Origin of the sequence: Sorangium sp. So ce448, from assembly GCF_051520915.1 — a bacterium.
Lineage (GTDB): Bacteria > Myxococcota_A > Polyangia > Polyangiales > Polyangiaceae > Sorangium > Sorangium cellulosum_B.
The window spans coordinates 12459906-12484386 of the sequence record NZ_CP150343.1; the positions used below are offsets into that span (position 1 = coordinate 12459906).

Annotated in this window: 21 protein-coding genes and 1 pseudogene; 10 read left to right on the forward strand and 12 right to left on the reverse strand. The window is 70.6% G+C overall.

Annotated features, from left to right (window positions below):
* Positions 1-13: 13 nt before the first annotated feature.
* Positions 14-211 carry a hypothetical protein gene (locus WMF45_RS46850; protein ID WP_437713366.1) on the reverse strand — a complete coding sequence of 66 codons (198 nt, stop codon included), beginning with the start codon at positions 209-211 and terminating at the stop codon, positions 14-16.
* 300 nt (positions 212-511) lie between these two features.
* On the opposite strand from WMF45_RS46850, the gene WMF45_RS46855 reads away from it, so the two are divergent.
* A complete protein-coding gene (locus WMF45_RS46855; RefSeq protein WP_437713367.1) occupies positions 512-3340 on the forward strand; it encodes a DUF4388 domain-containing protein in 2829 nt (942 codons plus the stop codon).
* 89 nt (positions 3341-3429) lie between these two features.
* Positions 3430-3813 (forward strand): nuclear transport factor 2 family protein, encoded by a 384-nt coding sequence (locus WMF45_RS46860; RefSeq protein ID WP_437713369.1) that lies wholly within the window; start codon positions 3430-3432, stop codon positions 3811-3813.
* 9 nt (positions 3814-3822) lie between these two features.
* Here the strand turns inward: WMF45_RS46860 and WMF45_RS46865 are convergent, their stop codons facing one another.
* The 4 genes from WMF45_RS46865 to WMF45_RS46880 all read right to left on the reverse strand — a co-directional run bounded on the left by WMF45_RS46865 (position 3823) and on the right by WMF45_RS46880 (position 10279).
* Positions 3823-6642 (reverse strand): AAA family ATPase, encoded by a 2820-nt coding sequence (locus tag WMF45_RS46865; RefSeq protein ID WP_437713371.1) that lies wholly within the window; start codon positions 6640-6642, stop codon positions 3823-3825.
* Positions 6643-6724: 82 nt separating this feature from the next.
* Positions 6725-8194, reverse strand: coding sequence for a hypothetical protein (locus tag WMF45_RS46870; RefSeq protein WP_437713373.1), 1470 nt, complete (start codon positions 8192-8194; stop codon positions 6725-6727).
* 172 nt (positions 8195-8366) lie between these two features.
* Entirely contained in the window at positions 8367-9458 is a 1092-nt protein-coding gene (locus WMF45_RS46875) for a glycosyl hydrolase (protein WP_437713375.1), read from the reverse strand.
* 242 nt (positions 9459-9700) lie between these two features.
* Positions 9701-10279 (reverse strand): hypothetical protein, encoded by a 579-nt coding sequence (locus tag WMF45_RS46880; RefSeq protein ID WP_437713377.1) that lies wholly within the window; start codon positions 10277-10279, stop codon positions 9701-9703.
* 770 nt (positions 10280-11049) lie between these two features.
* Between WMF45_RS46880 and WMF45_RS46885 the strand changes: the two genes are divergently transcribed.
* The 3 genes from WMF45_RS46885 (at position 11050) to WMF45_RS46895 (ending at position 13526) form a co-directional block, all read left to right on the forward strand.
* Positions 11050-12000, forward strand: coding sequence for an IS701 family transposase (locus WMF45_RS46885; RefSeq protein ID WP_437713379.1), 951 nt, complete (start codon positions 11050-11052; stop codon positions 11998-12000).
* Between the two features lie 180 nt (positions 12001-12180).
* Positions 12181-12609, forward strand: a complete 429-nt coding sequence (locus tag WMF45_RS46890; protein WP_437707092.1) for a GxxExxY protein — start codon at positions 12181-12183, stop codon at positions 12607-12609.
* Positions 12610-12680: 71 nt separating this feature from the next.
* Complete coding sequence (locus WMF45_RS46895) at positions 12681-13526, forward strand: hypothetical protein (protein WP_437713381.1); 846 nt, start codon at positions 12681-12683, stop codon at positions 13524-13526.
* Between the two features lie 281 nt (positions 13527-13807).
* Here WMF45_RS46895 and WMF45_RS46900 read toward each other — a convergent pair whose 3' ends face one another.
* Together WMF45_RS46900 and WMF45_RS46905 are read right to left on the reverse strand one after the other, a co-directional pair.
* Positions 13808-14002, reverse strand: a complete 195-nt coding sequence (locus WMF45_RS46900) for a helix-turn-helix domain-containing protein (RefSeq protein ID WP_437719658.1) — start codon at positions 14000-14002, stop codon at positions 13808-13810.
* Complete coding sequence (locus WMF45_RS46905; RefSeq protein ID WP_437719690.1) at positions 13933-14232, reverse strand: hypothetical protein; 300 nt, start codon at positions 14230-14232, stop codon at positions 13933-13935. Before WMF45_RS46905 ends, WMF45_RS46900 begins: the two co-directional genes overlap by 70 nt.
* Before the next feature lie 65 nt (positions 14233-14297).
* On the opposite strand from WMF45_RS46905, the pseudogene WMF45_RS46910 reads away from it, so the two are divergent.
* The 4 genes and pseudogenes from WMF45_RS46910 to WMF45_RS46925 all read left to right on the forward strand — a co-directional run.
* Positions 14298-14450 (forward strand): annotated as a pseudogene (locus tag WMF45_RS46910) (SDR family NAD(P)-dependent oxidoreductase); the annotation flags it as partial.
* Between the two features lie 326 nt (positions 14451-14776).
* Positions 14777-14983 (forward strand): hypothetical protein, encoded by a 207-nt coding sequence (locus WMF45_RS46915; RefSeq protein WP_437713383.1) that lies wholly within the window; start codon positions 14777-14779, stop codon positions 14981-14983.
* Between the two features lie 238 nt (positions 14984-15221).
* Positions 15222-15776: a hypothetical protein gene (locus tag WMF45_RS46920; protein ID WP_437713385.1), complete on the forward strand. Its 555-nt coding sequence runs from the start codon at positions 15222-15224 to the stop codon at positions 15774-15776.
* Positions 15773-16753: an HTTM domain-containing protein gene (locus tag WMF45_RS46925; RefSeq protein WP_437713387.1), complete on the forward strand. Its 981-nt coding sequence runs from the start codon at positions 15773-15775 to the stop codon at positions 16751-16753. The genes WMF45_RS46920 and WMF45_RS46925 overlap by 4 nt, the downstream gene beginning before the upstream one ends.
* A gap of 1 nt (position 16754) precedes the next feature.
* On the opposite strand, the gene WMF45_RS46930 is transcribed toward WMF45_RS46925, so the two are convergent.
* The 3 genes from WMF45_RS46930 to WMF45_RS46940 form a co-directional block, all read right to left on the reverse strand.
* Positions 16755-18092: a serpin family protein gene (locus WMF45_RS46930; RefSeq protein ID WP_437713389.1), complete on the reverse strand. Its 1338-nt coding sequence runs from the start codon at positions 18090-18092 to the stop codon at positions 16755-16757.
* A 366-nt stretch (positions 18093-18458) separates the two neighbouring features.
* Positions 18459-19631, reverse strand: a complete 1173-nt coding sequence (locus tag WMF45_RS46935; RefSeq protein WP_437713391.1) for a hypothetical protein — start codon at positions 19629-19631, stop codon at positions 18459-18461.
* 178 nt (positions 19632-19809) lie between these two features.
* Entirely contained in the window at positions 19810-20745 is a 936-nt protein-coding gene (locus tag WMF45_RS46940) for a LysR family transcriptional regulator (protein ID WP_437713392.1), read from the reverse strand.
* 68 nt (positions 20746-20813) lie between these two features.
* Between WMF45_RS46940 and WMF45_RS46945 the strand changes: the two genes are divergently transcribed.
* On the forward strand, positions 20814-21428 hold the full coding sequence (locus tag WMF45_RS46945; RefSeq protein ID WP_437713394.1) for an NAD(P)H-dependent oxidoreductase: 615 nt from the start codon (positions 20814-20816) through the stop codon (positions 21426-21428).
* 154 nt (positions 21429-21582) lie between these two features.
* Here WMF45_RS46945 and WMF45_RS46950 read toward each other — a convergent pair whose 3' ends face one another.
* Both WMF45_RS46950 and WMF45_RS46955 read right to left on the reverse strand, forming a co-directional pair.
* On the reverse strand, positions 21583-22971 hold the full coding sequence (locus WMF45_RS46950; RefSeq protein ID WP_437713396.1) for a P1 family peptidase: 1389 nt from the start codon (positions 22969-22971) through the stop codon (positions 21583-21585).
* A 15-nt stretch (positions 22972-22986) separates the two neighbouring features.
* Entirely contained in the window at positions 22987-24456 is a 1470-nt protein-coding gene (locus WMF45_RS46955; RefSeq protein ID WP_437713398.1) for a hypothetical protein, read from the reverse strand.
* Positions 24457-24481 lie beyond the last annotated feature (25 nt).

A 24481-nucleotide genomic window follows, 5' to 3' on the forward strand; every position in this document is an offset into this window, starting at 1 on the left:
CGAGGGGGCGCGCTCAGCTTTCCTGGCGTTCTTCCTGCTGTTCCGCCTGCTCCGCGCCGTCCCCGGGCGCGCCGCCGTCCGTCGCGGGCGCTTCCCGCTCGAACAGCCCGCCGATGGCCTCGCCGATGCGGCCGATCTTCGCGGCGAGCAGCACGACGAGGAGCAGGAAGGCCGTCAGGGCGATCTCGTTGTGGGAAGCGCCGAGCACCATGCGTCGACGTCTACCACGCGGCGCCCACAGCGGGGGCGCCGCCGCGCGTCGCCGTACGTGAGCGCGGCGGCGCCGACCGCGCGCGCGTCGCGGAGGTGATGTCGGCCGGGCGCTCCCAGCGCGGCAGGGGTGGAGACCTCGCCGCGCAGGCGGGGCGGTCGTGGAGGGAGCTGCGCTGCGCGGCGGGAACGCGAGCGGGCCGCGATCGCGTTTGACAGCCCGCCGACGACCGTCGAAAGTCCAGTCGATGCGGGCCCCTGGGCGGCTGCTCCGCCGGGCCGCCGCCACAAGATGACCGCCGTGTCCGAGCCCCGCGACGACTACGAAGCAGTGCAGGCGCGCCCGCGCGAAGGCGCCATCCTGCTGGCCGACGCGTCGGCGGACGGGGAGGCGATCGGCGCGGCGCTGCGGGGCCGGGGCTTCGAGGTGATCGCGGCGCCGATCGCCGAGCTCGACGCGCGCCTCGCGATCGACGCGCCGCGCGTCGTGATCGTCGACATCGACGAGCCCGGCGCGATCGAGGCGCTCGAGCGCCTCTACCTGCGGCCGGGCGGCGTCGCCGCGTCCGTGCTCCTCGTGGGGGATCCGGTCCGCTCGGCGGAGCTCGATCCCCAGCTGTTCGGGCAGGTGTTCGAGCGCCCGGTCGACACCGCCGAGCTCGCCGCGCACGTGAGCGCGGTCGCCGAGCCCGGGCGGTACCGCGGGGAGCACGCCGTCGAGGCGCGCCTCGCGGCGGGCCTGCCGGGGCCGCTCGACCACGACGTCCCGTCGAACCCCGACTTCTCGAGCGATCTCGACCCGCTCGACGTCGGCTCGGTGCTGCCGCCCCCGGAGGAGGACGGCGACGAGGTCGGTCCGCGCCTCCTGCCCGCGCGCATCAGCCCGGAGCTCGAGGAGATCCTCGTCGCCGCCGAGCAGCGGGTCACGGCGAAGGCGCACCCCTCGAGCATCCCGGCGGCCGAGGAGGAGGTCGACCTGATGCTGTCGTCGGAGCTGCTCTCCGCCCTCGACGAGCCCCTCGATCCGGAGGACGACGAGCCGCGGACCGGCGCGAGCGCGGCCTTCGCCCCGGTGCCCGCCGGGTCGCCCTCGCAGCCGAGGACGAGCGACGGCCCGTACGGCGTCGCGCCCGCGCTGCAGCCGGCGGCCACCCGCGCCGAGCACACGGGGCCCGGCGACTCCCTCGTCGAGCTCGCGGAGCCGGGCGACGAGCACGAGGACGATCGCGACGCCGAGCCCGCGTTCGACGGGGCGCACGCGACGAAGCGCGCGGGCCCCGAGCTCGCGGCGCTCTCGCTCGACAGGGAGGCGCACCCGTACGGCAGGGAGGAGCGCGATCACGGCGGTCCCGCGCGCCGGAGCGGCGGCCGCGACGCCGCGCCGCCGACCCCGCGCGACGCGGGCCGGCCCTACGCCTTCGCGTCGCCGCCGCCGCGCCCCGAGCCCGCGTGGGATCGGTCGCCCTCGCCGTCGCCCGCACCGCGAGAGGAGCCCGCGTGGGACCGCGCCGGCCCTTCGCGCGGCGGCGAGGACGTCGACTGGGCGCGCGCTCCGTCGGGCCGCGTCGAGCCGAGCTTGCGCCAGCGCATCACCGAGCCGCCGCCCCGGTCGCGCGATGCCCGCGACGCCCGCGCGCCTGGCTTTCCGTCGCCGCCCTCTCCGGGCGTCGCGTTCGTGTCGCCTCCCTCGGTCGAGGTGAAGACCGCGCTGCTGTCGCCGGTCGGAAGGGTCGAGCCCGAGCCGCTGCCGCCCGTGCCGTCCGCGGCCCGCTCCGCCCTGGCGGGGCGCGCCCCGGCGCCTCCCGGCGGGCCCGTCCCGGCGAGCGCGGGCGCCGGCTCGCTCGGGCGCGGCCTCCTGGCGCCGAGCCCGTCTGCCGGTCCCAGCACGGCAGCGTTCGGCCGCGGGGCCCTGCCAGCTCCGCCGTCCATGGCCATCTCCGGCGCGGCCCTGCGTGGGCCTGCGCCGCCCGCGCTGCCGCTGGTGCCGCCCGCGCTGCCGCTGGTGCCGCCCGCGCCCGCCACGGTCACCGCGGCCGGGCTCGGCCGAGCCATGGCGTCCGAGCTTGTCGACGAGGCGCCGAGCTCCGGCGGGGCGTCCTCGGCCACGGTGCTCGGCCCGGGCGACGCGCCGCGCGCGCTGGCCCGCGCGGTGGGCAGCCGCTCCTCCGGCGCCCTCGCGATCACGACCGAGGAGGGCGCGCGGCGCATCGTCCTGCACGAGGGCGATCTCGTCACCGCCGGCTCGAGCATCCCCGAGGAGACGCTGCTCGCCTTCCTGGTCGGGCGGGGCGACCTCGAGCGCGAGGTCGCCGCGCGGCTCGCGGGCAAGCTCCCCGCCTCGGGCCGGCACGCCGGCGCGGCGCTCATCGCGCACGGCCACCTCGGCCAGGACGACCTCTGGCCGGTGCTGCGCGCGCACGCCGAGTGGGTCATCGGCCACGTCGTGCTCGTCGAGGCCGGCACGTGCGACCTCGAGCCCGAGCCCCCGGGCCGCCTCAAGGCGGAGCCGAACGTCTTCGGCGGCGCCACCGGCGCCGAGGTCTTCGTCGAGACGATCCGCCGCGTGATCGCCCCGGAGGTCGCCCTGCGCCGCCTCGGCGGCCCGGGGGCGCGCCTCGACGACGGCGTCCGGCGCAACCTGCTCGGCGAGTGCGCGCTGCGGCGCGAGGAGGAGGAGCTCGTGCGCACCGCGCGCGGGCGCAGCGTCGGCGAGCTCGTGAGCGTGGCGGAGCCCGAGAACGCGAGCGTGCTCTACGCGCTCGTGTGCCTGGAGGTGCTCGACGTCCTCATCCCGCCGTCGATCACCGAGGCGCCGCCCCCGCCGGTGGAGGATCCGCTCGACGAGGAGGCGATCCGGCAGCGCGTGCGCGCGCGGCTCGCGCTGGTGGAGGACGGGGACTATTTCTCGATCCTCGGCATCCCGCGCGACGCGACGAACTACGAGATCCGCCGCGCGTACCTCGCGCTGAGGAAGGCCTTCGAGCCGTCCACCCTGCTCACCGCCGCGACCGTGGACCTGCTCGACGACGTGCGGCTCGTCATCGAGGTGCTCGACGAGGCCTACGAGATCCTGCGCGAGCCGCACAGGCGCGAGCGGTACCGGCGGGCGATCGAGGCGGGGCCGCCGTAGCGCGGCTGCGGGGGAGTCGGGGGCGTCGAGGGCGCCTGCGCACAGACCGAGGTCCGCCCCTTGCAAGCGCCCGCACCGCAGGAGGCACCATGTCCAAGGCGAGCGAGTTCATCGAAGCCCTGCGTCGGATCGAGGAAAGCGGCGACGTCGAGCCCATGGCGCGGCTGTTCGCGCCCGACGCCGAGCTCAGCAACTCGACGATCTCGAGGCCGCTCCACGGCCCCGACGGCGCCCGCAACTTCTGGCGCAGCTACCGGCAGACCTTCGTCGAGGTGCGGTCGGAGTTCCGGTGCATCGTCGCGTCGGACGAGGCCGCCATCCTCGAGTGGACGAGCCGTGGAAAGCTAGTCCATGGAGGGGAGTTCTCGTACGACGGCGTGAGCGTCATCGAGTACCCGGCCGGCGCCATCAGGAGGTTCAAGGCGTACTTCGATCCGAGGGCCCTCGGGCTTCAGCTGGAGCACGCGGCGTAGCGCCGCGCTTCAGCTGGAGCACGCGGCGTAGCGCCGCTCGCCGGCTCGCGCGATCGCGTCCACAACGACCTCGCCCTGCTCGACGCCCACGAGCGCCGCCGACCCTTCCTCGAGCTGGCCGCGCAGGATGAGCTCCGCGAGCGGCGCCTCCACGAGGCGCGCGATCGTGCGCTTCATCGGCCGGGCGCCGAGCTCCGGGTCGAACCCCCCGGCGTCGAGCAGCGCGTCGATCGCCTCGGGCTCGACCTCGAGCTCCACGCCGCGCGCCTCGAGCTCGCGCTCCAGGCCGCCGAGCAGCCGCCGCGTGATCTCGGCGACGTCCGCCCGCGTGAGCGGCGCGAAGCAGAGGACCTCGTCGATGCGGTTGTAGAGCTCGGGCGGGAGCGTGGCGCGGGCCGCGGCGAGCATCGTCTCCCCGAGGCGCTCGGGCGACACGGCCGCCGAGGTGCGGGCGAAGCCCACGGAGCGCTCGGACCGGAGCGCGCCGGCCTCCGCCGCGCCGAGGTTCGAGGTCATCACGAGGACCGTGTTCGTGAAGTCCACCCGCCGGCCTCGGCCGTCGGTCAGGCGCCCCTCGTCGAAGACCTGGAGGAACGCCTCGAGCACGTCGCGGTGCGCCTTCTCGATCTCGTCGAGCAGCACCACCTGGTAGGGCCTCCGCCGCACCGCCTCGGTGAGCTGCCCGCCGGCCTCGTGGCCGACGTAGCCGGGCGGCGCGCCGACGAGGCGCGCGACCGCGTGCGACTCCGCGTACTCGGAGAAGTCCAGCCGCGTCATCGCGTCGGGCGAGTGGAACAGCGCCTCGGCGATGGCCTTCGCCGTCTCCGTCTTGCCCACGCCGGTCGGCCCCAGCAGCAGGAACGACCCGATCGGGCGGCGGGCGCGCAGGCCGGCCGCGTTCCTGCGGAGCACCCGCGCGATGCGCGCCAGCGCCTCGCCGTGGCCGACGACGTTCTCGGCGAGCAGCGTCTCCAGCGCGAGCATCCGCTCGCGGTCGGTCTCGAGCAGCCGCTCGACCGGCAGGTCGGCGAGCTCGGAGACCACCTCGGCGACCTCGGCGGGGCCCACCTGCCGCGCGGGCTGCGCGGGCTCACGGAGCGCCGCGCGCGACGCGCGTGACGCGCCTGACGTCGACGACGCGCGCCGCCGCGTGCGCGCGCCCGCGAGGTCGAGGATCGAGAGCGCCTTGTCGGGCAGCGCGCGCCCGGGCAGGTAGCGCACGGACCAGGCGACGGCCGAGGCCAGCGCCTCGTCCGTGAACGCGAGCCCGTGGTGCGCGCCGAGCCCGACCGCGACGCTCTGGAGCAGCAGGAACGCCTCGTCCTCCTCGGGCTCGTCGATCTCGACGATCGTGAAGCGCCGCGCGAGCGCCGAGTCGACCTCGATGCTCTTCCTGTACTCCTCGGGCGTGGCGGTGCCGATCAGCGTGAGCTCGCCGCGGGCGAGCGCGAGCTTGATCTCGGCCATCGCCTCGTCGAGCGCGCCGCTGCCGAAGAGCTCCGACAGGCCGTCGATGAACAGGATCACCCGCCCGCCCGCCTCGCGGACCTCGGACCGGAGCGCGGACAGGCGCTCGCTCAGCGCGCCGCGCGCGCCGGTGCCGGCGAGGAGCTCCGAGGGCACGAGCTCGACGACGACGCGGGGCTCCCGCTCGTCGAACGCGAGCCGGTGCGCCACGCCGCGCGCGACCGAGGTCTTGCCGACGCCCGCCGGGCCGAGGAGGCAGGGGTTGTTCGCGTGGCGCTTGGCCAGGACGTCGAGCGCCTGCTCGATCTCGTGCTCGCGGCCGACGATCGGCTCGAGCTCCCCCTGCACCGCCGCGAGCGAGAGGTTGTGCCCGAGCGAGGCGAGGGCCGGGAAGCGCGCGCGGTCGAGGGTGAAGCGCGCCGCGAGGGCGGCGCTCGCGGCGGCGCTCGTGGCGGTCGGCGGCGCGAGCGGCGGGAGCGGTCGCCCCGGCGCGGGCGCGGCGGGCGAGGCGGCGGAAGCGGGGGCAGGGGAGGCCGAGGACGCCGGGGAGGGGGTGGGCGTGAGGGCAATCGACTCGGCGGAGGCCAGCGCGTCGGCCGGGGCCGCGGCGGGGCGGGGGCGCCCCGGCGGGAACAGCGGCGTCGGCGGGAACAGCGGCACGGTGACGCCCGGGCCGGCGCCCTTGGCGGGCCGTGACTCCGGCGCGCCGGTGCCCCTGGCGGGCCGCAGCTCCGGGCCGGCGACGCCTGCGCCCTTGGCGGGACGCGGCTCCGGGACGGCGACGCCTGCGCCCCTGGTGGGGCGCAGCTCCTGGGACGTGCGCGGCGAGCGCGGCGTGCGCGCCGGATCGGCGGCCTCGCCGCGGGCGCGGCGCGCCGCGGTCGTCGCGGCCGGCGCGGGCGGCGTCTCCGGCGCGCCGCCGTCGTGGAGCAGCCGCGCCGGCGTCCGCCGCGCCTGCACCACGCCGAGCGCAATCTGGAGCGCCGCGGTCCGCAGCCGCGCCAGGTCGACCCCCGACTGGGTGAGCGCGCGGTGCGCGGCCGAGCTGCGGTCGGACAGGAGCGCGAGCAGCAGGTGGAGCGCCGCGGGCTCCTTCGCTGTCGCTCGCTTCGCGACGTCGCGCGCGCCCCCCATCGCCCGGCCGATCGGGTCGGGGCCCTCGTCGTCGACCGAGCGGGTCGCCTTGAGCAGGGCCTCGTCGTCGAGCCGCCGATCGCGGAGCAGATCCGCGGCGGGGCCGCCGCTCAGGGCGATGGCCGCGAGGAGGTGCACGCTCGACAGGCGCTCCTTGCGCTGGGCGGCGAGGTCCTGCGCGAGCTTGCGCAGCGTGACGAGCTCGGCGTGGGAGCGAGGGCTGGTCATCCTTGCAGAGGTCTCCGGGCTCGGGGTTCGCACGCCGGGCGAAGGCGGGCCAAGTTTCGGAGGCCGGCGGACGCGCGCCGCGTCACTGAGGGATCACGTCCTCGGTCTCGCAGACGGGCGTGGCGGGGGCGAACCCCTCGGCGCACCCGAGGCGCACCGCGCGCAGCTGCGAGGCGGACGAGCTCGACGGCCGCTCCGCCCACGCGATCAGGAGCCCGCGACCGGGCTGCGCGAGGATCGACAGGCTGCCTTCCACCTTTCCTCCCGGGAAAAGGGTGGTCATCCAGGTCAACGTGCCCTCCGCGTCGAGGCGGCGGAGCACGATCCGGTCCTTGCCGCCCGTGTTCGTCTCGACGACCGCGACCACCAGGTCTCCGTCCACCTGCTCGACGGCCAGCGATCCCGTGACGGGCGTGGAGCACGAGGGGACGGTGATGGGGGGCAGCGCGACCTCGCCCGAAGGGGTCATGCGCGCGACGCGCAGCGCGCTCGGCGCGTCCTCGAGCGGCGCGAGGGTCCAGGCGAGCCAAGCGCCGTCCGGGCGGGGGGCCATGCGGAGGCGCGCGACCGGCGCGGCCTCGTGGATCGCCTCCTTCGAGGCGATCGCGCCGCCGTTGAGGCCGATGCTGATGCCGTCTGCGGAGTACCGCCCCAGGTAAATGGTCGTCGCCGGTCCGGGGCCCGGGTACTTCACGTCGCACGGATGCCACCCGCGCGTCCACTCGGTGGGCGCGCCCAGCGCGGCGCCGAGGAGCCAGTGGTGCAGCACCCATCCCGTGTCCTCTTCATCCACCTGCGTCCACCATGCCGCATCAACGGCGATGGGCGTTGTTGCGCACCCGAAGTACAGCCCGAACATCGAGTGGCCCACCCCTTCCGTCACGGTGCCGGCCACCATCGAGTATCGCGGGCCGGGCTCCTGGACCTCGGTGATCGCGAGCTGTTCCACCCCTGAGGAACGAAACGACACCATGCGTTCGCCGTAGTGCGTGCCGATGTGCTGCGACCATGAAGAGAAGGGCTCGCTGCCCTCGCTCCAGGCGCGCGCGGCCCTGAAAAAGCCGCCTGGCGGCAGCGGATCCGGGAAGGGGGCCGTATAGCGCTCTCGGTAAACGACCACGGACTCGAAGTTGTCATCGTCGTCGAGCGGATAGAGCCGTGCCACCGCGAAGGCATCGCCCGGGATGGTCTGGTGTTTTGCGTCCAGCGCCAGCGCCGGCTCGCTGAAGGCGGGCGGCTGCGCTGACCAGGGATCCAGGGCGACGCGCTGGACGATCCGATCCCCCGCCGGGGTCGCCGCCGAGGTGTAGAGATAGACCGGAGCGTCCGTGGCCCCGAGGACCCACTGAGGATCGAGCAGGTCCGTGCCCGGCTGCGCGAGGCTCAGCGAGGACCTCGCGGCCGCGAGGACGCCGCAGGTGGCTGCCTCGCCGGCGTCGGAGGCCGCGGGCGGCTCCTCCACCGAGAGCGCGCGGGGCGGCTCGTCTGGAACCGCCGCGCACGCCGCGAGCGCAGGGAGAGCGAAGAGCGCCAGCCATGTCCCACATCGCATCCGGTACCTCCGAGGTGATGGTCGAGGCTGTGTGGCCGCACCTCGCCGCCGCCATCACCCTTTCTTCGGGATCGGCGGGGGCGCTCAGGCCCCCCCGGCCGGGCGGCGTCCGGGGCGCAGGGCCGCGTCACCCCGTACTCCGGCCGCTCCGCCGCGCGCGGTCGCGCTGTGGTCAGAGCCCCGCGGCGAGGAACCGGGCGAGGAAGCCGCGGGTGCCGGCATTGCCGAGGGAGTTGCACACCGGCGAGGCGGCGCCGACAGGGCAGTCGACGTCGCGGTCGTAGGACCAGTAGTGGACGCCGGCGAGGCCCTGGGACCAGGCGAACGCGGCGGTCTCGTCGACGTCGGTCAGCGTGTAGAGCTCGCCCTGGACGTCGTTGCCGCCGATCATCGGGGTGAGCTCGATGTTGGCGTAGGGCACGCCGAAGTGATCGTGCAGGTTGTACGCGGCCTGGATCGCCGACTGGCCCATGTCGCACTGGCCGCCGGACACCACACACACGCCGGGACCGGGCGAGCCGTAGTTCATGGTCATCAGGTTGACGGTGACGTGGCTGGGCCAGGTCGCCGCGCTGCCGTCGAAGCCGAAGACGTCGGCGATCGCGGCCATGGCGGTGTCGCCGAGGACGTTCAGGCTCGAGCCGATGTTGCTGCCGAGGGAGCGCGCCGTCGACGCGCCCTCGTTGCTGGCGAGGGTCGCCAGGGTCAGGCTGAAGCGCAGGTTCGGGTACGCGGCGTGCGCGGTCTCGAGGCGCTGCACCAGCGCCGCGATCACCCGTGGCGACTGGCCGGCCTCGATGTCGAGATCGACGCCGATGAGGTGCGGTCCGGCCCAGCGATCGAGGAAGGCCGCAAAGCCGGCGTCGGAGCCGCAGGTGAACGAGCCCGCCGCGCCGCCGGTCGACAGGATGTAGCCGACGCCGGCGGCCTCGAGCACGGGGACGTTGGCGGCGGCCATCGCCGCGCCGGGCACGCCGCCCCAGCGCTCGTCGCCGCACTCGCCGGTGGCGAAGGCCAGGCTGACGACGTTGCCGCCGGCGGCGCTGAGGTCGTCGGCGAACACGGTCTGGGTCCCCGACACCTTCGTGGAGATCACGCTGGTGTCCCGGTTCATGTGGACGCCGGTGTCCTTGTAGGGGCCGAACAGGAGCGCGCCGTTCCCGTTGCCGGCGTCGCCGCCGCCGTTGCCGGTGTCGTCGCCGCCGCACGCGGAGGCGAAGCTCGCCGCGGCGAGCAGGGAGGGGAGGAGGGTGCAGCTCTTCATCGGGTCCTCGTGAAGGGGCTTCGGGTTCGAGCCCCGGTTTGTACGAGGATAGAGCTCTGCCCCCGCGCGGGAGGGGCATCGCTTTCAATCGCTCTCGCGGCGGAGCCTCCCATGCATGGTCCTCTTCCAGAGGGCCCAGCACGGGCTCGCTACGCAGAGCATCGAGTTCCAGCAGGCCGGTGCGCGCGCCGCAAGCCGTGTGGCGCGCGGGCGCGGTTCGGCCGTGGGACGCGCGACGTGGATCAAGGGCCGACGTCCACGGCCTCGAGGCCGTAGCCCCGGGAGCAGAGCGCGCGGTCGCCGGAGAGCGTCGCGTGGCAAACATGCCCCGGGAGGTCGCTCTTCTTCTCGAACGAAAGCGCGGTGAGGTCGGTCGCGTCGAGGACGGAGAGCGTGGGCCAGTAGTTGTCGACGACGAGGAGGCGCGCTCCGTCCGCGAGGAGCAGCGGGCTATGGCTAGGGTCGAAGCCCGCGACCTCCAGCGTCGCGGTGCTCAGGCTGCCCTCCTGCAGCCCGCCGGCCACGAGGATCGAGGACCTCCCGTCGTCGTCGGCGTCCTCCACCGACAGGAAGGCGCGGTTCTCGCCGGCGAGCGCCTTCATGACCGTCATGGTGTCGTCCACTGGACTCTCGTCCAGGAGTTGTGCGCTCGTGTCGCCGAGATCAAGGAGCTTGAGCGTCCTCCGCGTGCCCCTGCACACGCCCGGACCGGCGTCATCGCCGGCGGCCGCCGGCGTGAACGCCGCGTTCGATGCGAAGGTGTGAGCACACGCCTCCCTCCCCACGACCGGGGTCTCGACGGTCTCCTCCCTCGAGTCCAAAGACAGGTAGAGTTCACCGCGGTCGTCGCCAGACGGCCAGCGCCGGTGTGCATGCTCCACAGGAAGTTGAACAGGTCACCGCTGGCCGAGCCGCGCAGACCTCACCGACATGGGTCGGCTTGGTTGCATGCACGACCCAGAACATTCATTGGCAGGTACGCTCTTCCGCTCGCTCGACCTCGCGTGTGCTGGCAAGGCGAGCATGACGAGGCTCGAGAGCGTGATGGCGAAGGGCTACATCCAGGCGGCGAGGGCGACGTCTGAAGCGATGCCGCCGCGCGCTTCGTCTTCGAGCACGTCGCCTACCCCGCGACGCTCACCCGCGCTGGCGTGGTGAAGGACGACCGCAAGCTCTACCGGGCCGGAGACGCGGCGCGCGCGGGAACTGGCCGGGGTGATGGTCCAGCGGCGCTCGACGGCGATGACGCCGAAGGCGCGTGAGGCCTACGGCACGATACGTGCGGGGCTGGACGCGAGGGCGTGGAGGGAGGCCCGTCGTGAGCCGGGGGTGACCACCCGCCTGGAGACCCAGCGATCGGCCCGTCCACATCCACGCAGTCCCCAGGGAGGGAGGCTCGGAGCGCCGCCCTTCGTCATAGGGCTAGCACTACTGCGGGAAGTCGCCCCGGATCGGCAGAAGAACCGGCAAGGTCGCCGAGGGGAGAGAGGAGGTGCGGTTCCGGCATTTCCCCTCCCATTTCCCGGGTTTCCTGGCGCCCTTGGCGTCATGGCGGTTCGCTTCCCCGTCCGACTTCCCGCAGTAGTGCTATGTGACGAGGGCCATGCACGAACAGGATCCGATCTCGGTCTGGATCGTCGATGACACGGGCTTCCTCAAGCAAGGGGACCACTCTGTCGGTGTCCAGCGCCAGTACACAGGCACCGCAGGGAAGATCACGAACTGCCAGGTTGGCGTGAGCCTCTGCGCCGCAAACAGAACCGAGCACGTCCCTCTCGATTTTGAGCTGTACCTCCCTCAGCAGTGGCTGGATGACGAGGAGCGCCGGAAGGAGGCCAGGATTCCGTCCGATCAGGTGTTCAAGACCAAGCCGGATCTCGCGCTCGACATGATCGCCCGCGCAATAGCCGACGAGATCCCGGGAGACATCGTTCTCGCGGATGCGGCCTATGGCACCTCGTCCGGTTTTCGTGACGCGCTGCGAAGCTATGGGCTTGACTTCGCCGTGGCCGTCAACGCGACCACGGGCGTGTGGTTGCTCGACGCCAAGGAACGACGCCGCGGCGCCGCCGTCGGCGTTCAGAAGCTCGGCATCGAGCTCGGGCTGCAGGCCTTCCGGCGAGTGACGTGGCGCACAGGAACACGCGGAAAGCTCGCCAGCCGCTTCTGCTTTCGCAGAGTGAAGGCGGCCCATGACGATGGGTCCGAGCCCAAGGACAGAGAGGTCCTGTGGCTCGTGATCGAGTGGCCGCACGACGAAACGAAGCCGACGAAGTTTGCCCTGACCACGCTGCCTCGCCGGATGAGCAAGAAGCAGATCGTCAGAACCCTGAAGGAACGATGGCGCACCGAACACGCCTACGAGGAGCTCAAAGGGGAGCTGGGGCTCGACCACTATGAAGGACGGTCGTTCCCTGGATGGCACCATCACGTGTCCGTCGTCCTGTGCTGCTACGCGTTCATTGTTGCTGAACGCGTGCGGCATTTTCCCCCCTCGGTCCGAGGGGAAGCGCAAGGCTACGCGCTCCGTAGCGCGGCCTGAGCGCCACTTCGCCGACTCCTTCACCACTCTCCGCCTCGCCATAGCGTACGCCCTCATCGCGTGGCTCCCTCGATGCCCTCTGTGTCACCGTCGAGGGATCCCACACTCTCCAAAGGGTCAACTGCATTCTTTTGCGGCGGAGTGCACAACTGAGGGCGGGGTTGTGTCGATAGACACGAGATGAACCGCCAAGACACCAAGGACGCCAAGGAAGAAGTGAGGAGCGAGCCCGACGCGGAGTTGGATCGCCTCGCCCACTGCGTGATCGGCGCCGCGCTTGAAGTGCACCGAACTCTCGGCCCTGGCTTCCTCGAAGCTATCTACGAGGAAGCGCTCTGCGTCGAGCTTTCCTTGCGCCGCATTCCGTTCGCCCGGCAAGTGCCCATCGGCGTGGACTACAAGGGGAATCTGGTGGGCCAGGCTCGATTGGATCTCGTGGTGGATGGTCAGCTCGTCGTCGAGCTCAAGGCCACCGAGGGCATTGCCCCGATCCACGTTGCGCAGCTTCTGTCGTACCTCAAGGCGGCAAGACTACGGCTTGGCCTCTTGATCACCTTCAAAGTGGCCTTCCTCCGTACCGGTGTCAGGCGCGTGGTTCATTCCCCGTAAATTTGGCGTTCTTGGCGTTCTTGGCGGTTCCTCTCTTTCCGCGACGAACCTCCCGCAGTAGTGCTAACATCATGGGCGAGCGGCCGTTCTTCGAGTTCAATGTGCTCGAATTCACGGAGAGAGACGTCGAAACGCTCGATGCCTTCTCCAAGGACAACTTCGATGCCGGTACCGTGCGAACGCGCGCGGAGGACATCATCTTCACCGGGCGAATGACGGCCTACATCAACGACGTGCTCCGCAACCCGACAGAAGAGTTCACGCGCTTCATTCTCGGCGAGTTGAACATCACGACGGGCAAGCTCACGGCGAAGCGCGTCGAAAAATTCATACCGATCGTACGCAAAGCTATCCAGACAACCCTGCTCGACATGGCCACCAGATCGATCAGGCAAGAGACGCAGGACGTAGCAGTGGCCGCGCCGCCCCCGCCCCCGCCCATACCACAGCCACCCCCGCAGGCTGCGCCGCCTTCAAGAGACTCAGCTCCGGAGCAGGGGAAAGGCGTCGTCACGACTCAAGAGGAGTTGGACGCCTACGAGGTCATTCGTCGCATATGCGCCGACTCTCCAGCGGCCAGCAAGGCCCAGGTTCACTACCGAGACGCGGTTAACTATTTCGGCATCAACATCGGGAACACGAAAAAGTGGTTCGTTCGCCTGTTCTTCGACGGCAAGCGCAAGTCCATGGTTACCAAAGTCCCCGCCGACAGAGCAACGCTGCTCGCGCCCGGATTTGAGGTCGACGTGCCGAGCGAAAACGTCGGGAAGAGCCGCGTATACGTCAGCGGCCTGAAGGACCTCGAGCGGCTGAGGCCTCTGCTGATGCTCGCCTTCGAGGACGAGGTTCGTCGCGCCGAATCTGGTGACGCACCCGAGGAAGAGGAGTCGCCGGCTGGCGTCGCCATGCCCCACTAGAGCGACAAATGGGTTGAAGCCACGAGAAAAAGCAGGGATTTTACAGGGAGGCGGGGAGTGAGAGACGGCAAGAGGGAGAAATTCATTTTCTTTTCTTCCTCCCCGCCTCCCCGCCTCCCTGTGAAAATTCTCCGGGTTTCAACGTGATCGTTGTTCTAGCAACTCCGAGTGCCATCATCGGGCAAGCCCTGCCCTGACCCCACGCCTCCGTAGACGATTCGGCGACCACCGCGCAGCCTTCGCCTCATGACCGAAGACGTCGTCTCCTACGAGCACGTCGCCTACCCAGCGACGCTCACCCGCGCGTTCCCGTACCTCGCCGGTGTCACCCCGACGATCCTCCTGAAGTGCCGCGTGAGCTGGCTCTGATCATAGAACCCGACGCGCGGGGCGAGCTCGGACGCTCTCACGCCCTGGGTGAGGAGCTGCTGGGCGCGCTGGACGCGGAGGTGTGTGAGGTACATGTGGGGAGGCATCCCGATCTGGCTCGGAAGGCGCGGCACAGGTGGAACTTGTCGAGGGAGGCGTGGGCGGCGAGGTCGTCGAGGGTGATGGGCTCGACGAGGCGCTCGCGGAGGTACTCCACGGCGCGGCGGACGGGGCGTGTGTGATCGGAGCGGGCGCTGCTCAGCCGGCCGAAGGTGGCGATGGCCTCGGCGAGGGCGACCTCGACGGAGAGGCGATCGGCTCCGGCGCAGATGGGCATTCTTGGCGGATAGGTCGCGCCAAGGATCGCCAAGTGGGCGCCCGGGGCGGCCGCACACTGCGGCCATGCATGACAAACCCGTCGCCCTGGTAACCGGGGCAAACAAGGGAATCGGTCTTCAAATCGCCAACGAGCTCGCCGGGCGCGGCTTCACGGTGCTCGTCGAGTCGCGGAACCTGGAGCTCGGGGAGGCGGCCGCGAAGAGCGTCGGATCCGGGGTGGCTGTCGTGCCGCGGATGATCCAGCGCCGCAGCGCGCTGCTCACGCATTGCGCACCTTCACCTGGCCAGCCCACATTTCAGGGATGATCCGTGCGCTGCGATCAGCAGCCTGCCACATGCCGCGCCGGTCGAACCCGGCCCGTCCCCTGCATCGTCATGGGCGCACCCTCGTGTCCGTGGGCGCAACGTCACGAAACGACGCGCCCGCGGGCGCAGCCGAAGAGGGAAGGAGCCGACAAATGAAGCATGTGAAGATTCTTGGCCTCATCGCGGTCAGCGCAGGAGTGTGCGGGATCTCTGCGCTTGCTTCTGCGGCGAATACGGTGCCGATCGACGACCTGAACCTCGTCGAGGAGACATCGACGCCACCGTCGCTCGAGAGCGAGCGTTACGCCTTCCGGCCGGCTGTCGGCTACTACCGGCCTGCGGCGGGCTACTACCGGCCTGCAGCGGGCTACTACCGGCCTGCAGCGGGCTACTACCGGCCTGCAGCGGGCTATTACCGGCCTTATGGGCCCTATCGGCGCTAGGGCAGGAGTGGGCTCTACCGTGACGGGCACGGCGCTGGGCGCGATCGTCACGGAATACCGGGTCCGCTTTGCCGGGCGCGGAGTCGAACATCAGGGACGATCGCGCTGAGACGTCGCACGTCGAGCGTCCTTGTCCGGCCGCCGCCTGCTCTGCGGATCGGCGGCGACGCATTGGAAACGTGGGTGGCGAAAGCGGGTGGCACGCCGCGCGCAATAAGGATCCATGGGGGTGAGCTCCATGGACGAGACAGGAAACATGGAAAAGCGCGCGCTCTTCGTGCTTCCCGCCGCTGCGATCCACCTCGGGCTGGTGCTCGTGCTGGGTGTGCTGCACGTGCGCTTGCCCTACGAGGGCTGGGTGGAGCGTGCGGTGGGCTATTATGGCGCGCTTTCCGGGGCCAGCAGCGCATATTCCTTCTTCGCTCCGACCGTCGGACCCCTGCTCTGGGCCACCTTCGAGGTCAGGGATCGCGCGGGAGCGCTGACGACCGAGGCGCTGGAGACAGGAGTGAGCCGCGAAGCGGACCTGCGCGTCAAGAATATCGTCGGTATGTTCTGGGATGAGCAGGACCCGGCAGTAAGGCGCTCCCTGGTTGCGTCGTGGGCAGCGAAGGTGTTCGCCAAGCACCCCGAGGCGGACAGCGTTGTTGTCCGGCTCGAGGTTTACGATCTGCCCTCGATGGCGGAGTACCGCGCGGGACAGCAGCCGCGGTGGAATGTCGAATACAAGGCCAAGTTCAACCTGAAGGCGCGGCTCGCTGCCGGCGAGATCAATAAAGAGGCGACGCCATGAGGCAGCCGATCTATACCCTGCTCCTGCCGAACGCCCGAGAGGCAGCTGCGCGCCTGTGGGGCTCGGCGCGGCGATTCGCGTTCGCGCCCGCGTCGGCGCGGCCCCTGGCGGCGCTCCGGATAGGGCTTGCGTCGGTGCTCCTTGTGCAGGCGGCCCAGATCGCGCCCATCGCTGCCGAGCTGTACGGGCGTTCGGGCATCATCCAGGGACAGCTCCTCGACGGGTCTGGCGCGAGCGGCTTCCCCCGGATCGGCCACCTCGTGAATGCGTTCTCGCGCGTCGGGGTCCGCGAGAGCGCCGTGATCGCTGGCGTGGGTGTGCTCTACGTCCTGTCGCTGGCTGGCCTCCTGCTCGGCTGGAGGACGAGGTTCTCCGCGGCGTGCGCCTGGCTCGTGCATTTGACGCTGATGATGACCGCGGAGAGGACGAACTACGGGGCAGATCAGTTCGCGAACATCTTCCTGTTCTACCTCATCTTCATGCCTTCTGGAGCCGCGCTGTCGCTCGATCGTGTCTCTGGGCGAGCGCCGCCTGAGCCGAGCGCGACAGCGCGCCTCGCGCTGCGGGTGGTACAGCTGCACCTGTGCCTCGTCTACCTCTCGAGCGGCGTGGAGAAGGCGCTCGGCGCGGCGTGGTGGGACGGCGACGCGATATGGCGATCGCTCATGCTGCCCGAGTACCGGCGGTTCGACTTTTCGTGGCTCGCCCACCACGCCTGGATCGCCGTGGCCGCGGGGTGGACGGTGCTGCTCGTGGAGATCGGGTACCCGTTCTTCATCTGGCCACGTCGGACCCGGCGGCTCTGGGTGGCGGCCACGGTCGGATTGCACGTCGGGATCGCGGTCTTCATGAGGCTCGATGTCTTCGGCGCCATCATGTCGGTGTTCACCATCGCCGCGTTTGGCGTGAAGGCGGACCCCCGACGGGCGCGAGCGCCGTCGGCTGCGGCGCGCTGTGCTCGGCGCGGCGAGGCCTGAGTCAGCTCGCGCTGGGGTCGGCGACGCGGCCGACGAACAGGATGCTGCCCGTCGCGTTGTCGCGGATGAGGAACAGGAAGGGGTTCACGAGCGCGAGCGACGCCGGCTGGGGCGCCGACTCGTCGCCGACGATGACCGCGGTCGCCGCCGCCGCCTCGGTGCCGGCCTCGTTCACGCCGACGAACGCCTTGTGGATGACGTCCTGGATGAAGGGCTGTCCGCTGGAGTTGATGCCGGTGAAGTCCGCGACCCCGGGCTTGAACGCGATCTCCATCCCCATCGCCTCCAGCGTCTTCTTGAGGCTCAGCTCGTACTCGAACTTGAACCTGGGCATCGTGGTGTCGACAAGGTGCTCGCTCATCGCGCCGGCGATGCCATCGACCTTCGCCGCGTCGAGCGACGCCTCGAACGCGTCGAGCGTGCCCTTCGCCGGCAGGATGATCAGCATCGACAGCTCGTCCCCGTCGTAGGGCATCGCGACCGCCTGGTAGCCGTCGCCCTCGGCATAGGGCATCTCCAGGCTGCCGCGCATCAGGGGCACCGTCACCTCGGTCCCCTCGGCCGTCTCGAACGCGCCGTCGGCCGTCGCGGTGGGCTCGAACGGGGTGCGCCACGCCGCGTTGAAGTAGATGGCATTCGTGAGGACCAGCACCGTCTCGGCGGTGATCGCGTCGACGGGCACCAGCTTTTCGATCTTGCCCTCGGTCTGGTCGCTGACCCAGCCGTTGATGAGATCGACCGACTCCTGCCGGTGGCCCACGAAGTCCACGACGCGCATTCCAGCGCCGTAGTGCAGCCCGAGCGTGTCCAGGAAGGGCGCTTCGAACGAGTAGCCGATCTGCCCCCAGAGCGCGTTCACGACGTTGAGGCGAAAGCCCTGTCCGTCGGCGCCCTGGGCGCCCTGACCGCGGCTCTCGAGCTCCTGGTCGATCCAGTTGAACGCCGGGTGGAGCCTGTCCTGCCCGAGGTCGAAGCGCAGCGTGTCGGCCATCGCCGTCTCGGTCCCGCCCTTCGCGCCGGCCCACGTCATCGCGAGCGCGGTCGAGATGCTGTAGGGCGAGTAGAAGACGTTGCCGGGCTCCTGGCGGAGCTCTTGGTAGAGGTCGAGCGCGAACGCGGAGTTGCCCGAGACGAGCGCGGTCTTGTCCTCCGGAGGGATGTCCGGGCTCGAGATGCGCTGCTTGTCCGAGGCGATCACGCAGATGGCCCTGTCGGAGTCGCTGCACTCCTCGTCCCCGGTGTCGGGGTTCGTGTTGGAACCGGTGGACGCCTCGCAACCGAGGATCGCGGCGAGAGACAGGACGAGGAGCGGAGCGCAGGTTCGGATGGTTCGCTGCATGCCGTCCCGCCCAGCATCGGCCGTGCCGCGCCGGCCCCGATCGCGGGCCCGTGTGTTTCCGAGGCGAACCGCGCGGAGCGACCTGGCCGCCGCGCGCGGGACGCCCCCGAACCATGACATCCGACGAACGCCTGGCCCGTTCTGGCACAAGAGGCCCTGTCAGAGCCCGGAGCTGGCTCGCGCACCAGAAACCCCGCAAGGCGCCTCGGCGCGCGGCCAGCGTCCGCAGCGGCGCGGGCCGCGAAGGCTGCGGCGTCCGCGTAGCGCTCGTCGGAGAACGCCAGCATCGCGAGGTAGCAAAGGCCCTCGGGCGACGGCGCGGCGACGGCGGGCGGGTCTCCGCCCGCCTGCTCCGCGCTTCGCCGGCTATGCGAGCATCGAGTAACGCTGCTCGGCCGCGAGGCACGGGGCCGGGTCGAGGCCGAGCTCGCGGCGGACGATGTTCGCGCCGCGCACCAGCGACACCATCTTGTGAAAGGCGTGCATCCGGCTCATGCCCTGCCGGCCGAAGCCGCAATCGCTGCTGAGGATCAGCCGCTCCGGCTCGATGAACCGGAGCGCCTTGCGGACGAGCCCCGCGACCTGCTCGGGGGTCTCCACCTCCAGGCTGCGGTGGTGCACGGCGCCGATGCAGACCTTCTTGTCCTTGCCGATGGCCTGACCGATCGCCGGGAGCGCCGCGCCTCCGTCGCTCGCGGCCTCGAAGGTGATGACATCGACGTCGAGCCGGTCGAGCAGCTCCAGCGCGCCCTCGTAACCGCTCGCCGCCACCTCCACGCGCTGCGCCGCCGGGTTGCCCCAGCACGTGTGCACCCAGACCTCGGTCTTGTCGCGCAGCCCGGCGACCTCGCGGTTGAACGCGTCGATGTAGAGCTCCGTGTTCAGCTCGGCGCCCTGATCATGACCGGCGATGTAATGGAGCAGGGGCTCCTCGAGCTGGATGACGGGGCACCCCGCGTCGGCGACCTCGTGCAGCTCCTGGTTGAGGCTGTCGGCGATCGCGAAGAGCAGCTCGCGGCGGCTCGCGTAATGCTGGTTGAGGACGACGACCTCCAGGAGCTGGCCGCAGCAGGTGCCGAACTTCATCGGCCTGTGGGTCATGCGCTGCGCCGCCTTCCAGACGCGCGCGTACTCGAGCCCTCCCCGGCCGACCGGGCCGCGAACGAAGAAGGGGAGGCGAGCCTCCATCACCTCGTGGAGGATGTCGCCTGCGGCTCTCTCCCTCGGTGACGTCCAGGGCTGGGGCCGGAGGCCAGGATCTTCCAGGCCCTCCATGCGCTCGGCCACGTAGCTGAACCAGGAGCGGCCGCCGACATCCATATCGAAGCGGGCGTCGCCGTCGGTGAGGATATCGAGGCCTGCCCGGATCTGATCGGTGATGTGCGCGGCGAGGGTGTCGGTGTACTGCTCCCTGAACACGAGATCGGCCATGGCCGTGGAGAACCTGCGGCCCGCGAGGTTCGCGACATACCATGACGGCCGCGGCAGAGAGCCGGTGATGGTCGTGGCGAGAGGCGTGTGCTTCGTTGCCTTGAACATGGAAACCTCGTTCGCGCGCGCCTGCTGCGCGCCGGGGAGGCTAGCCGACAAGGCAAGCCTGAGCGAGGCGACACCTCGGTGATGGCTGCACAGCCTGGTTGCTCAGGAGCCGTGCGCGCTCGAGCAGCGCTTCATCATCATCAGCGATCGGGAGGCCCACCTGCGCCGGCGATGCGCTTCACCCCGATCGCCCGCGCGCCCGCGCGCGTCGCGGCGAGCTCAAGAACTGGAGATGCTCTTCGAGGGCGCCCCACACGGCGGCGATGCGCGGCACCTGGCGCAGGCCGCGCGGCGTGACGAGCCAGAGCTCGAGCACCGGGCCTGCGGGCAGGCCCAGATCGAGCTCCACCAGGTCGTCGTCCAGATCGAGCGCGCTGCACGGCAACACCGCCGCGCCGAGCCCCGCGCGCACGGCCTCGATCTGGGCGATGTAGCTGCTCACGATGAGCTTCGGTGCCTTTCGTACATGCCGCTTCTGGTAGTCGTCCTCGACGGTGGGGGTGCGGCCCAGATCGACGCCGACCCAGTCGAGCTCGTCGCGGCCCTTCTTCGAGAGCCTGCGGTGGGCGATAGGCACCGTGGGCAGGGTGACGATCCGCGCGGCCACCAGATCACCGCTCTTCGGCCGGAAGAAGCGCACGGCGATCTCGGCCTCACGGTGGCCCAGATCGGCCACCTCGTAGCTGGTCAGCAGGTGGAGCGAGACGCGCGGGTGCCTCTCGGCGAGCGCCGGGAGCACGCGCGGGATGACGCCGTGCACGGCAATGGACTCCGTGAGCGCCAGTCGGACCATCCCCTCGGCCTCTCTCTCGTGGCCGCTGGCCTCGCGCACGAACTGGTCGGCGCCGGCCTCCATCGACTCGACGTGGCGGCGGAGCTGCTCGCCGAGCGGGGTGAGCATGGAGCCTCCCGGCAGCCGCTCGAAGACCGCCACCCGGAGCGTTCGTTCGAAGGTCGCCATGCGCCGGCTCACCGTCGATTGCTCGATGCCGAGCTTGCGGCCGGCGGCCGAGAAGCTGCCGGCGCGCGCCACCTCCAGGAAGAGGCGCAGATCGGCCCAATCCAGGTCGGCGAGCGGCCTGCCTGCGGTCGGGGGCGCGGGGGAGCGTGCCATGCACCCACGCATGGCACGCCTGCGCAGAACCGTCTACCCAGACGCTGCTGCATGGCCAAGATCGACGCATGCACCTCGTCATCCAAGGTCACCCCGCCCCCGACAGTTTGAGCGACGCGCTTGCGCGGGCCTACGCCAGCGGCCTCGAGAGAGGCGGAGCCCGCGTCGAGCTCCTGGCCCTGCGCTCGCTCACCTTCGATCCGCACCTGCGCGCTGGCTTCAGCGGTGAGCAGGAGCTCGAGCCCGATCTCCGCCAGGCCCAGACTGCCATCGAGCGCGCGAGCCACGTGGCCTGGTTCTTTCCCACCTGGTGGGCGGGGCCACCCGCGCTGGTCAAGGGCTTCATCGATCGCGCCTTCTTGCCAGGATGGTCGTTCGCCTATCGAAAGCGGAGCGCGCTGCCCGAGGGGCTGCTCGCCGGCCGCAGCGCGCGCGTCGTGACCACGATGGATAGCCCGGGCTGGTGGTACCGATTCTGGCACTGGCGCTCCGTGCACACCTCGTTCATCAACGCGACGTTGCGCTTCGTCGGCTTCGGGCCCGTCCGCGAGACCACCTTCTTCGATCAGAAGACGCGGACCCCCGAGCAAAGAGCGGCCTGGCTCCGGGAGATGGAGCGCATCGGCGAGCGGGATGCGCGGCAATTCCCCGCCAGATCCTCCCGCACGCTGGCCGTGGCGTGAAGGGGGCTCCATCCATGGGTGGATAGCTCGTCGAGATGGCGTTGCTTTCCGTCTTGCGCTTGAGCCAGGTGCCAGACTGGGCCCAGTCGAGCTGCGTCAACCGACCAAGCATAGGCCGGTCCAGCGAGATCATGCACATGCTGGTGTGCGGACGCTACTCGCTCTGCGGTTGTGTCCCGTGGAGCGTCCGTAGTTTCGTGATGCCGGTCGGGTCGAGCCTCCCGTACCGCTCCATCGCCTCGCGGAGCCGATCGAGCGGGATGGCGTGGGCGACGTGGTCGTCCCGTCCTGACGTCGTCGTCGCCATGGTCATCGCGTTGAGGATGGCCTCTTCCACCGCTTCTTCGGCGCCCTGGAACATTGGGTTCAGGAGCGCGTCGTCCACCTCGCGGAGGCTCCGTGTCAGCCCCTCCGGCTTGGACGGTACCCGGTTGCCCGTCGCGAAGGCCAGAAACAGGTCCCCGCTTCCATCGCGCGATATCGTCCCTGTGCGCCCCACCGCGAGCGCGATGCGCCGCGCCACCCGCTCGATCTGCCGCGCGGACAGCGGCGCGTCGATCGCGACCACGGCGAGCAGCGAGCCTTCGCCGTGGTAATCGGGCACGGGTAAGAGATCGCGGATCTCCTGCCCCACCGGCACCCCGTCGACCCGGAGCTCGCCGCGCGCCCCGAAGTTCGCCTGCACGATGGCGCCCACCGTGAACCCGCCCGCGGCTTCCGGCAGGACGCGCGACGCCGTACCGATACCACACTTGAAATCGTAGCAGATCATCCCCGTCCCGCCGCCTACCGCCCCTTCTTCGACAGGGCCATCCGCGGCGTGCTCCGCCGCCTCGATAACGTCCTCCGCCGACACGTGCAGGCCACGGATGTCGTTGAGCGCGCTGTCGTCGCACTCGCCGACGATCGGTGTCACCGTGGGCTCGTCGACGCCGATGGCCGGATAGCGTCGGAGCATGTACTGGATCGCCCCGTCGAGCGCGCGGCCCACGGCGAGGGTGTTGGTGAAGACGATGGGCGTCTCGAGGACTCCGAACTCCCTCACATAATGGAGGCCGGTCATCTCCCCATTCCCGTTCAGGACGAAACTCGCGGCGGGGACCTTTTTGTGCCAGAAATCATCGGACGTCGGCAGGATGACGGTCACGCCCGTGCGCACTGGCCCCTTGCCCGGGTCGAGCCGGCCGGCGCCGCGGTGGTGGGTGACGTGCCCGACGCGCACGCCGGGGACATCGGTGATCGCGTTCAACTTCCCGGTCGGCAGGCGGCCGATCACGATGCCGAGATCCCGCGCGCGCCGGCGCGTCGCACCGACGGGCGGCGCGGGCAGCACACCAGTGCTCGCAGCGGGAGGGGAAGGCCGAGCGCGAGGGCCGACGCACGCGACGAGGGATGGCAGGAACAGGAAGAAGAGGAGCGCTGCGGCGAGCGCGGCGCTGGAGACAAGGTGAGGGCGACGCATCGGCGGGAGAATATCCGACGGCGCGTCGTCCGCGTGGTGAAGCTCGGCGGTCAGCGGTCGTTCTGGGCGATAGCTTCCCATCGCGAACTGGCAAGCTCACCCATCCGCGGACCCGGTGCGTCGCGGGGGTTTGACCCCGCCCTTGCGCTTGATCCCCGCCTCGACGCGAAAGATGTCTGGGACGTTGATCTTGCCGCTGGATCGAATCTCGAGGACGCCGATCGTCTGGAGCGCTTCGACCAATGCCTTCTCGGGGTTTACGCCTGGATCGGTGAGCTGCACGGGGGCAAGTCCGAGCGCCGTGGTCGCCGGCTGGGCGAGGAGCGTCTGCGCGGTGCCGCGTTTGCGCCAGAGCGACTCGAGGAGCTCCTGCTCCATCGGGACCATCTGGCCACGAAGAGGCTCCAGGACCGTCCTGACCCAGCGGTACTCCTCTCCGAGCTCCGTGAGGCGGTCCTCGGAAGCCTTGCGCACGCCCTCCAGGAGACCGAGGTGGTCCACCGCGCGCCCCACCGGCGGCGCCCCGTGGTGCGCTGCCTCGCGCCAGGCGGTGAGGAACGTACGAGGAGACGTCTGGCCCCTGGCATCCGACAGATGATTTGGAAGCCATGTGAAGACGAACCCACGCTTCTTGTCCGCGCCCATGAACTCGCCGGCAATGGAGTCGACGATCCGCTTCTGTTCCAGGTCGGCGGGCAAGAGGCCCACGAGGGAAGTTGCCTTCAGACGCTCGACGAGCCCGGAAAAAGCCTCGCCTGAGTGCGGCGAGCGGGACAGGCGATTGAACATTAGGCCGTAGAGATCGCTTGTCGTCCAGTCGAGATCCACGCGGGTATTCCGGATCTTGGACGCGTCGGGGAAGTCGAAGAGAGCCTGATCTGAGAACTGGTCGAGCCTCATGAAAAGTTTGAGGCGAATGGCTCGAAATGACCGGGCGGCGAGCGCTCTGCGTAGAAGCCCGCGAGTCAGCTCGCGCGTCATCGACCAGTCTTTCCCGAGACGATCGAGGGCGTCGAACACCACGAGCAGCTTTCGGCCGGTCGCCGTGAGCTGCGTGTCCGCGGCGGTGACCAGGTGGCCATACCGCTCGGCGTCCGCCTCGACCCAACTCACTAGGTCGATGAAGCTGGCGGGGAGCTCGTGATCCGTAAAACCAACGGCTGCACGAGCGATCACGGCTCGCCAGACGCTCTCGGAGTCGCGATGATCGCGGGCCATCTGCCGGACGATATCGAGCGATGGCGCCACCCTGCCGGTTTGCTCCGAGGCATTGAAGCCAATCTCGACAGAGGTCCGGTAGAGGTCCGGCTGACGGAACCTCTGCGCCGCCTCTTCGCGGATCTCCTTCTGAGCCAGGGCGTGTGCCCAGAAGCTCTTCCCCATACCCCGGTTGCCAACCACCAAGGTGCGCTCGGGGTCGAGCGCGCTCCGGTGCCCGCTCACGACGTAGACCAAGCTTGGGTCGACGGGCTGGCCAGGCGCGTGATTGTCTGCGCGCGGCAGCTCTGCGAGCCCTTGGCGGATGCTGTTGAAGTCGACGCTGGCGGTGGGCTGCTCGGCGATCATGTGCTGGAGGACACGGACGATGTTT

What these genes read in the sequence shown, in the direction of transcription:
- WMF45_RS46850 (WP_437713366.1), bottom strand. Translation starts at nt 211, where the DNA reads ATGGTGCTCGGCGCTTCCCACAACGAGATCGCCCTGACGGCCTTCCTG.
- WMF45_RS46860 (WP_437713369.1), top strand. Translation starts at nt 3,430, where the DNA reads ATGTCCAAGGCGAGCGAGTTCATCGAAGCCCTGCGTCGGATCGAGGAA.
- WMF45_RS46865 (WP_437713371.1), bottom strand. Translation starts at nt 6,642, where the DNA reads ATGACCAGCCCTCGCTCCCACGCCGAGCTCGTCACGCTGCGCAAGCTC.
- WMF45_RS46870 (WP_437713373.1), bottom strand. Translation starts at nt 8,194, where the DNA reads ATGCGATGTGGGACATGGCTGGCGCTCTTCGCTCTCCCTGCGCTCGCG.
- WMF45_RS46875 (WP_437713375.1), bottom strand. Translation starts at nt 9,458, where the DNA reads ATGAAGAGCTGCACCCTCCTCCCCTCCCTGCTCGCCGCGGCGAGCTTC.
- WMF45_RS46890 (WP_437707092.1), top strand. Translation starts at nt 12,181, where the DNA reads ATGAACCGCCAAGACACCAAGGACGCCAAGGAAGAAGTGAGGAGCGAG.
- WMF45_RS46895 (WP_437713381.1), top strand. Translation starts at nt 12,681, where the DNA reads ATGGGCGAGCGGCCGTTCTTCGAGTTCAATGTGCTCGAATTCACGGAG.
- WMF45_RS46900 (WP_437719658.1), bottom strand. Translation starts at nt 14,002, where the DNA reads ATGCCTCCCCACATGTACCTCACACACCTCCGCGTCCAGCGCGCCCAG.
- WMF45_RS46905 (WP_437719690.1), bottom strand. Translation starts at nt 14,232, where the DNA reads ATGCCCATCTGCGCCGGAGCCGATCGCCTCTCCGTCGAGGTCGCCCTC.
- WMF45_RS46920 (WP_437713385.1), top strand. Translation starts at nt 15,222, where the DNA reads ATGGACGAGACAGGAAACATGGAAAAGCGCGCGCTCTTCGTGCTTCCC.
- WMF45_RS46925 (WP_437713387.1), top strand. Translation starts at nt 15,773, where the DNA reads ATGAGGCAGCCGATCTATACCCTGCTCCTGCCGAACGCCCGAGAGGCA.
- WMF45_RS46930 (WP_437713389.1), bottom strand. Translation starts at nt 18,092, where the DNA reads ATGCAGCGAACCATCCGAACCTGCGCTCCGCTCCTCGTCCTGTCTCTC.
- WMF45_RS46935 (WP_437713391.1), bottom strand. Translation starts at nt 19,631, where the DNA reads ATGTTCAAGGCAACGAAGCACACGCCTCTCGCCACGACCATCACCGGC.
- WMF45_RS46940 (WP_437713392.1), bottom strand. Translation starts at nt 20,745, where the DNA reads ATGGCACGCTCCCCCGCGCCCCCGACCGCAGGCAGGCCGCTCGCCGAC.
- WMF45_RS46945 (WP_437713394.1), top strand. Translation starts at nt 20,814, where the DNA reads ATGCACCTCGTCATCCAAGGTCACCCCGCCCCCGACAGTTTGAGCGAC.
- WMF45_RS46950 (WP_437713396.1), bottom strand. Translation starts at nt 22,971, where the DNA reads ATGGGAAGCTATCGCCCAGAACGACCGCTGACCGCCGAGCTTCACCAC.
- WMF45_RS46955 (WP_437713398.1), bottom strand. Translation starts at nt 24,456, where the DNA reads ATGATCGCCGAGCAGCCCACCGCCAGCGTCGACTTCAACAGCATCCGC.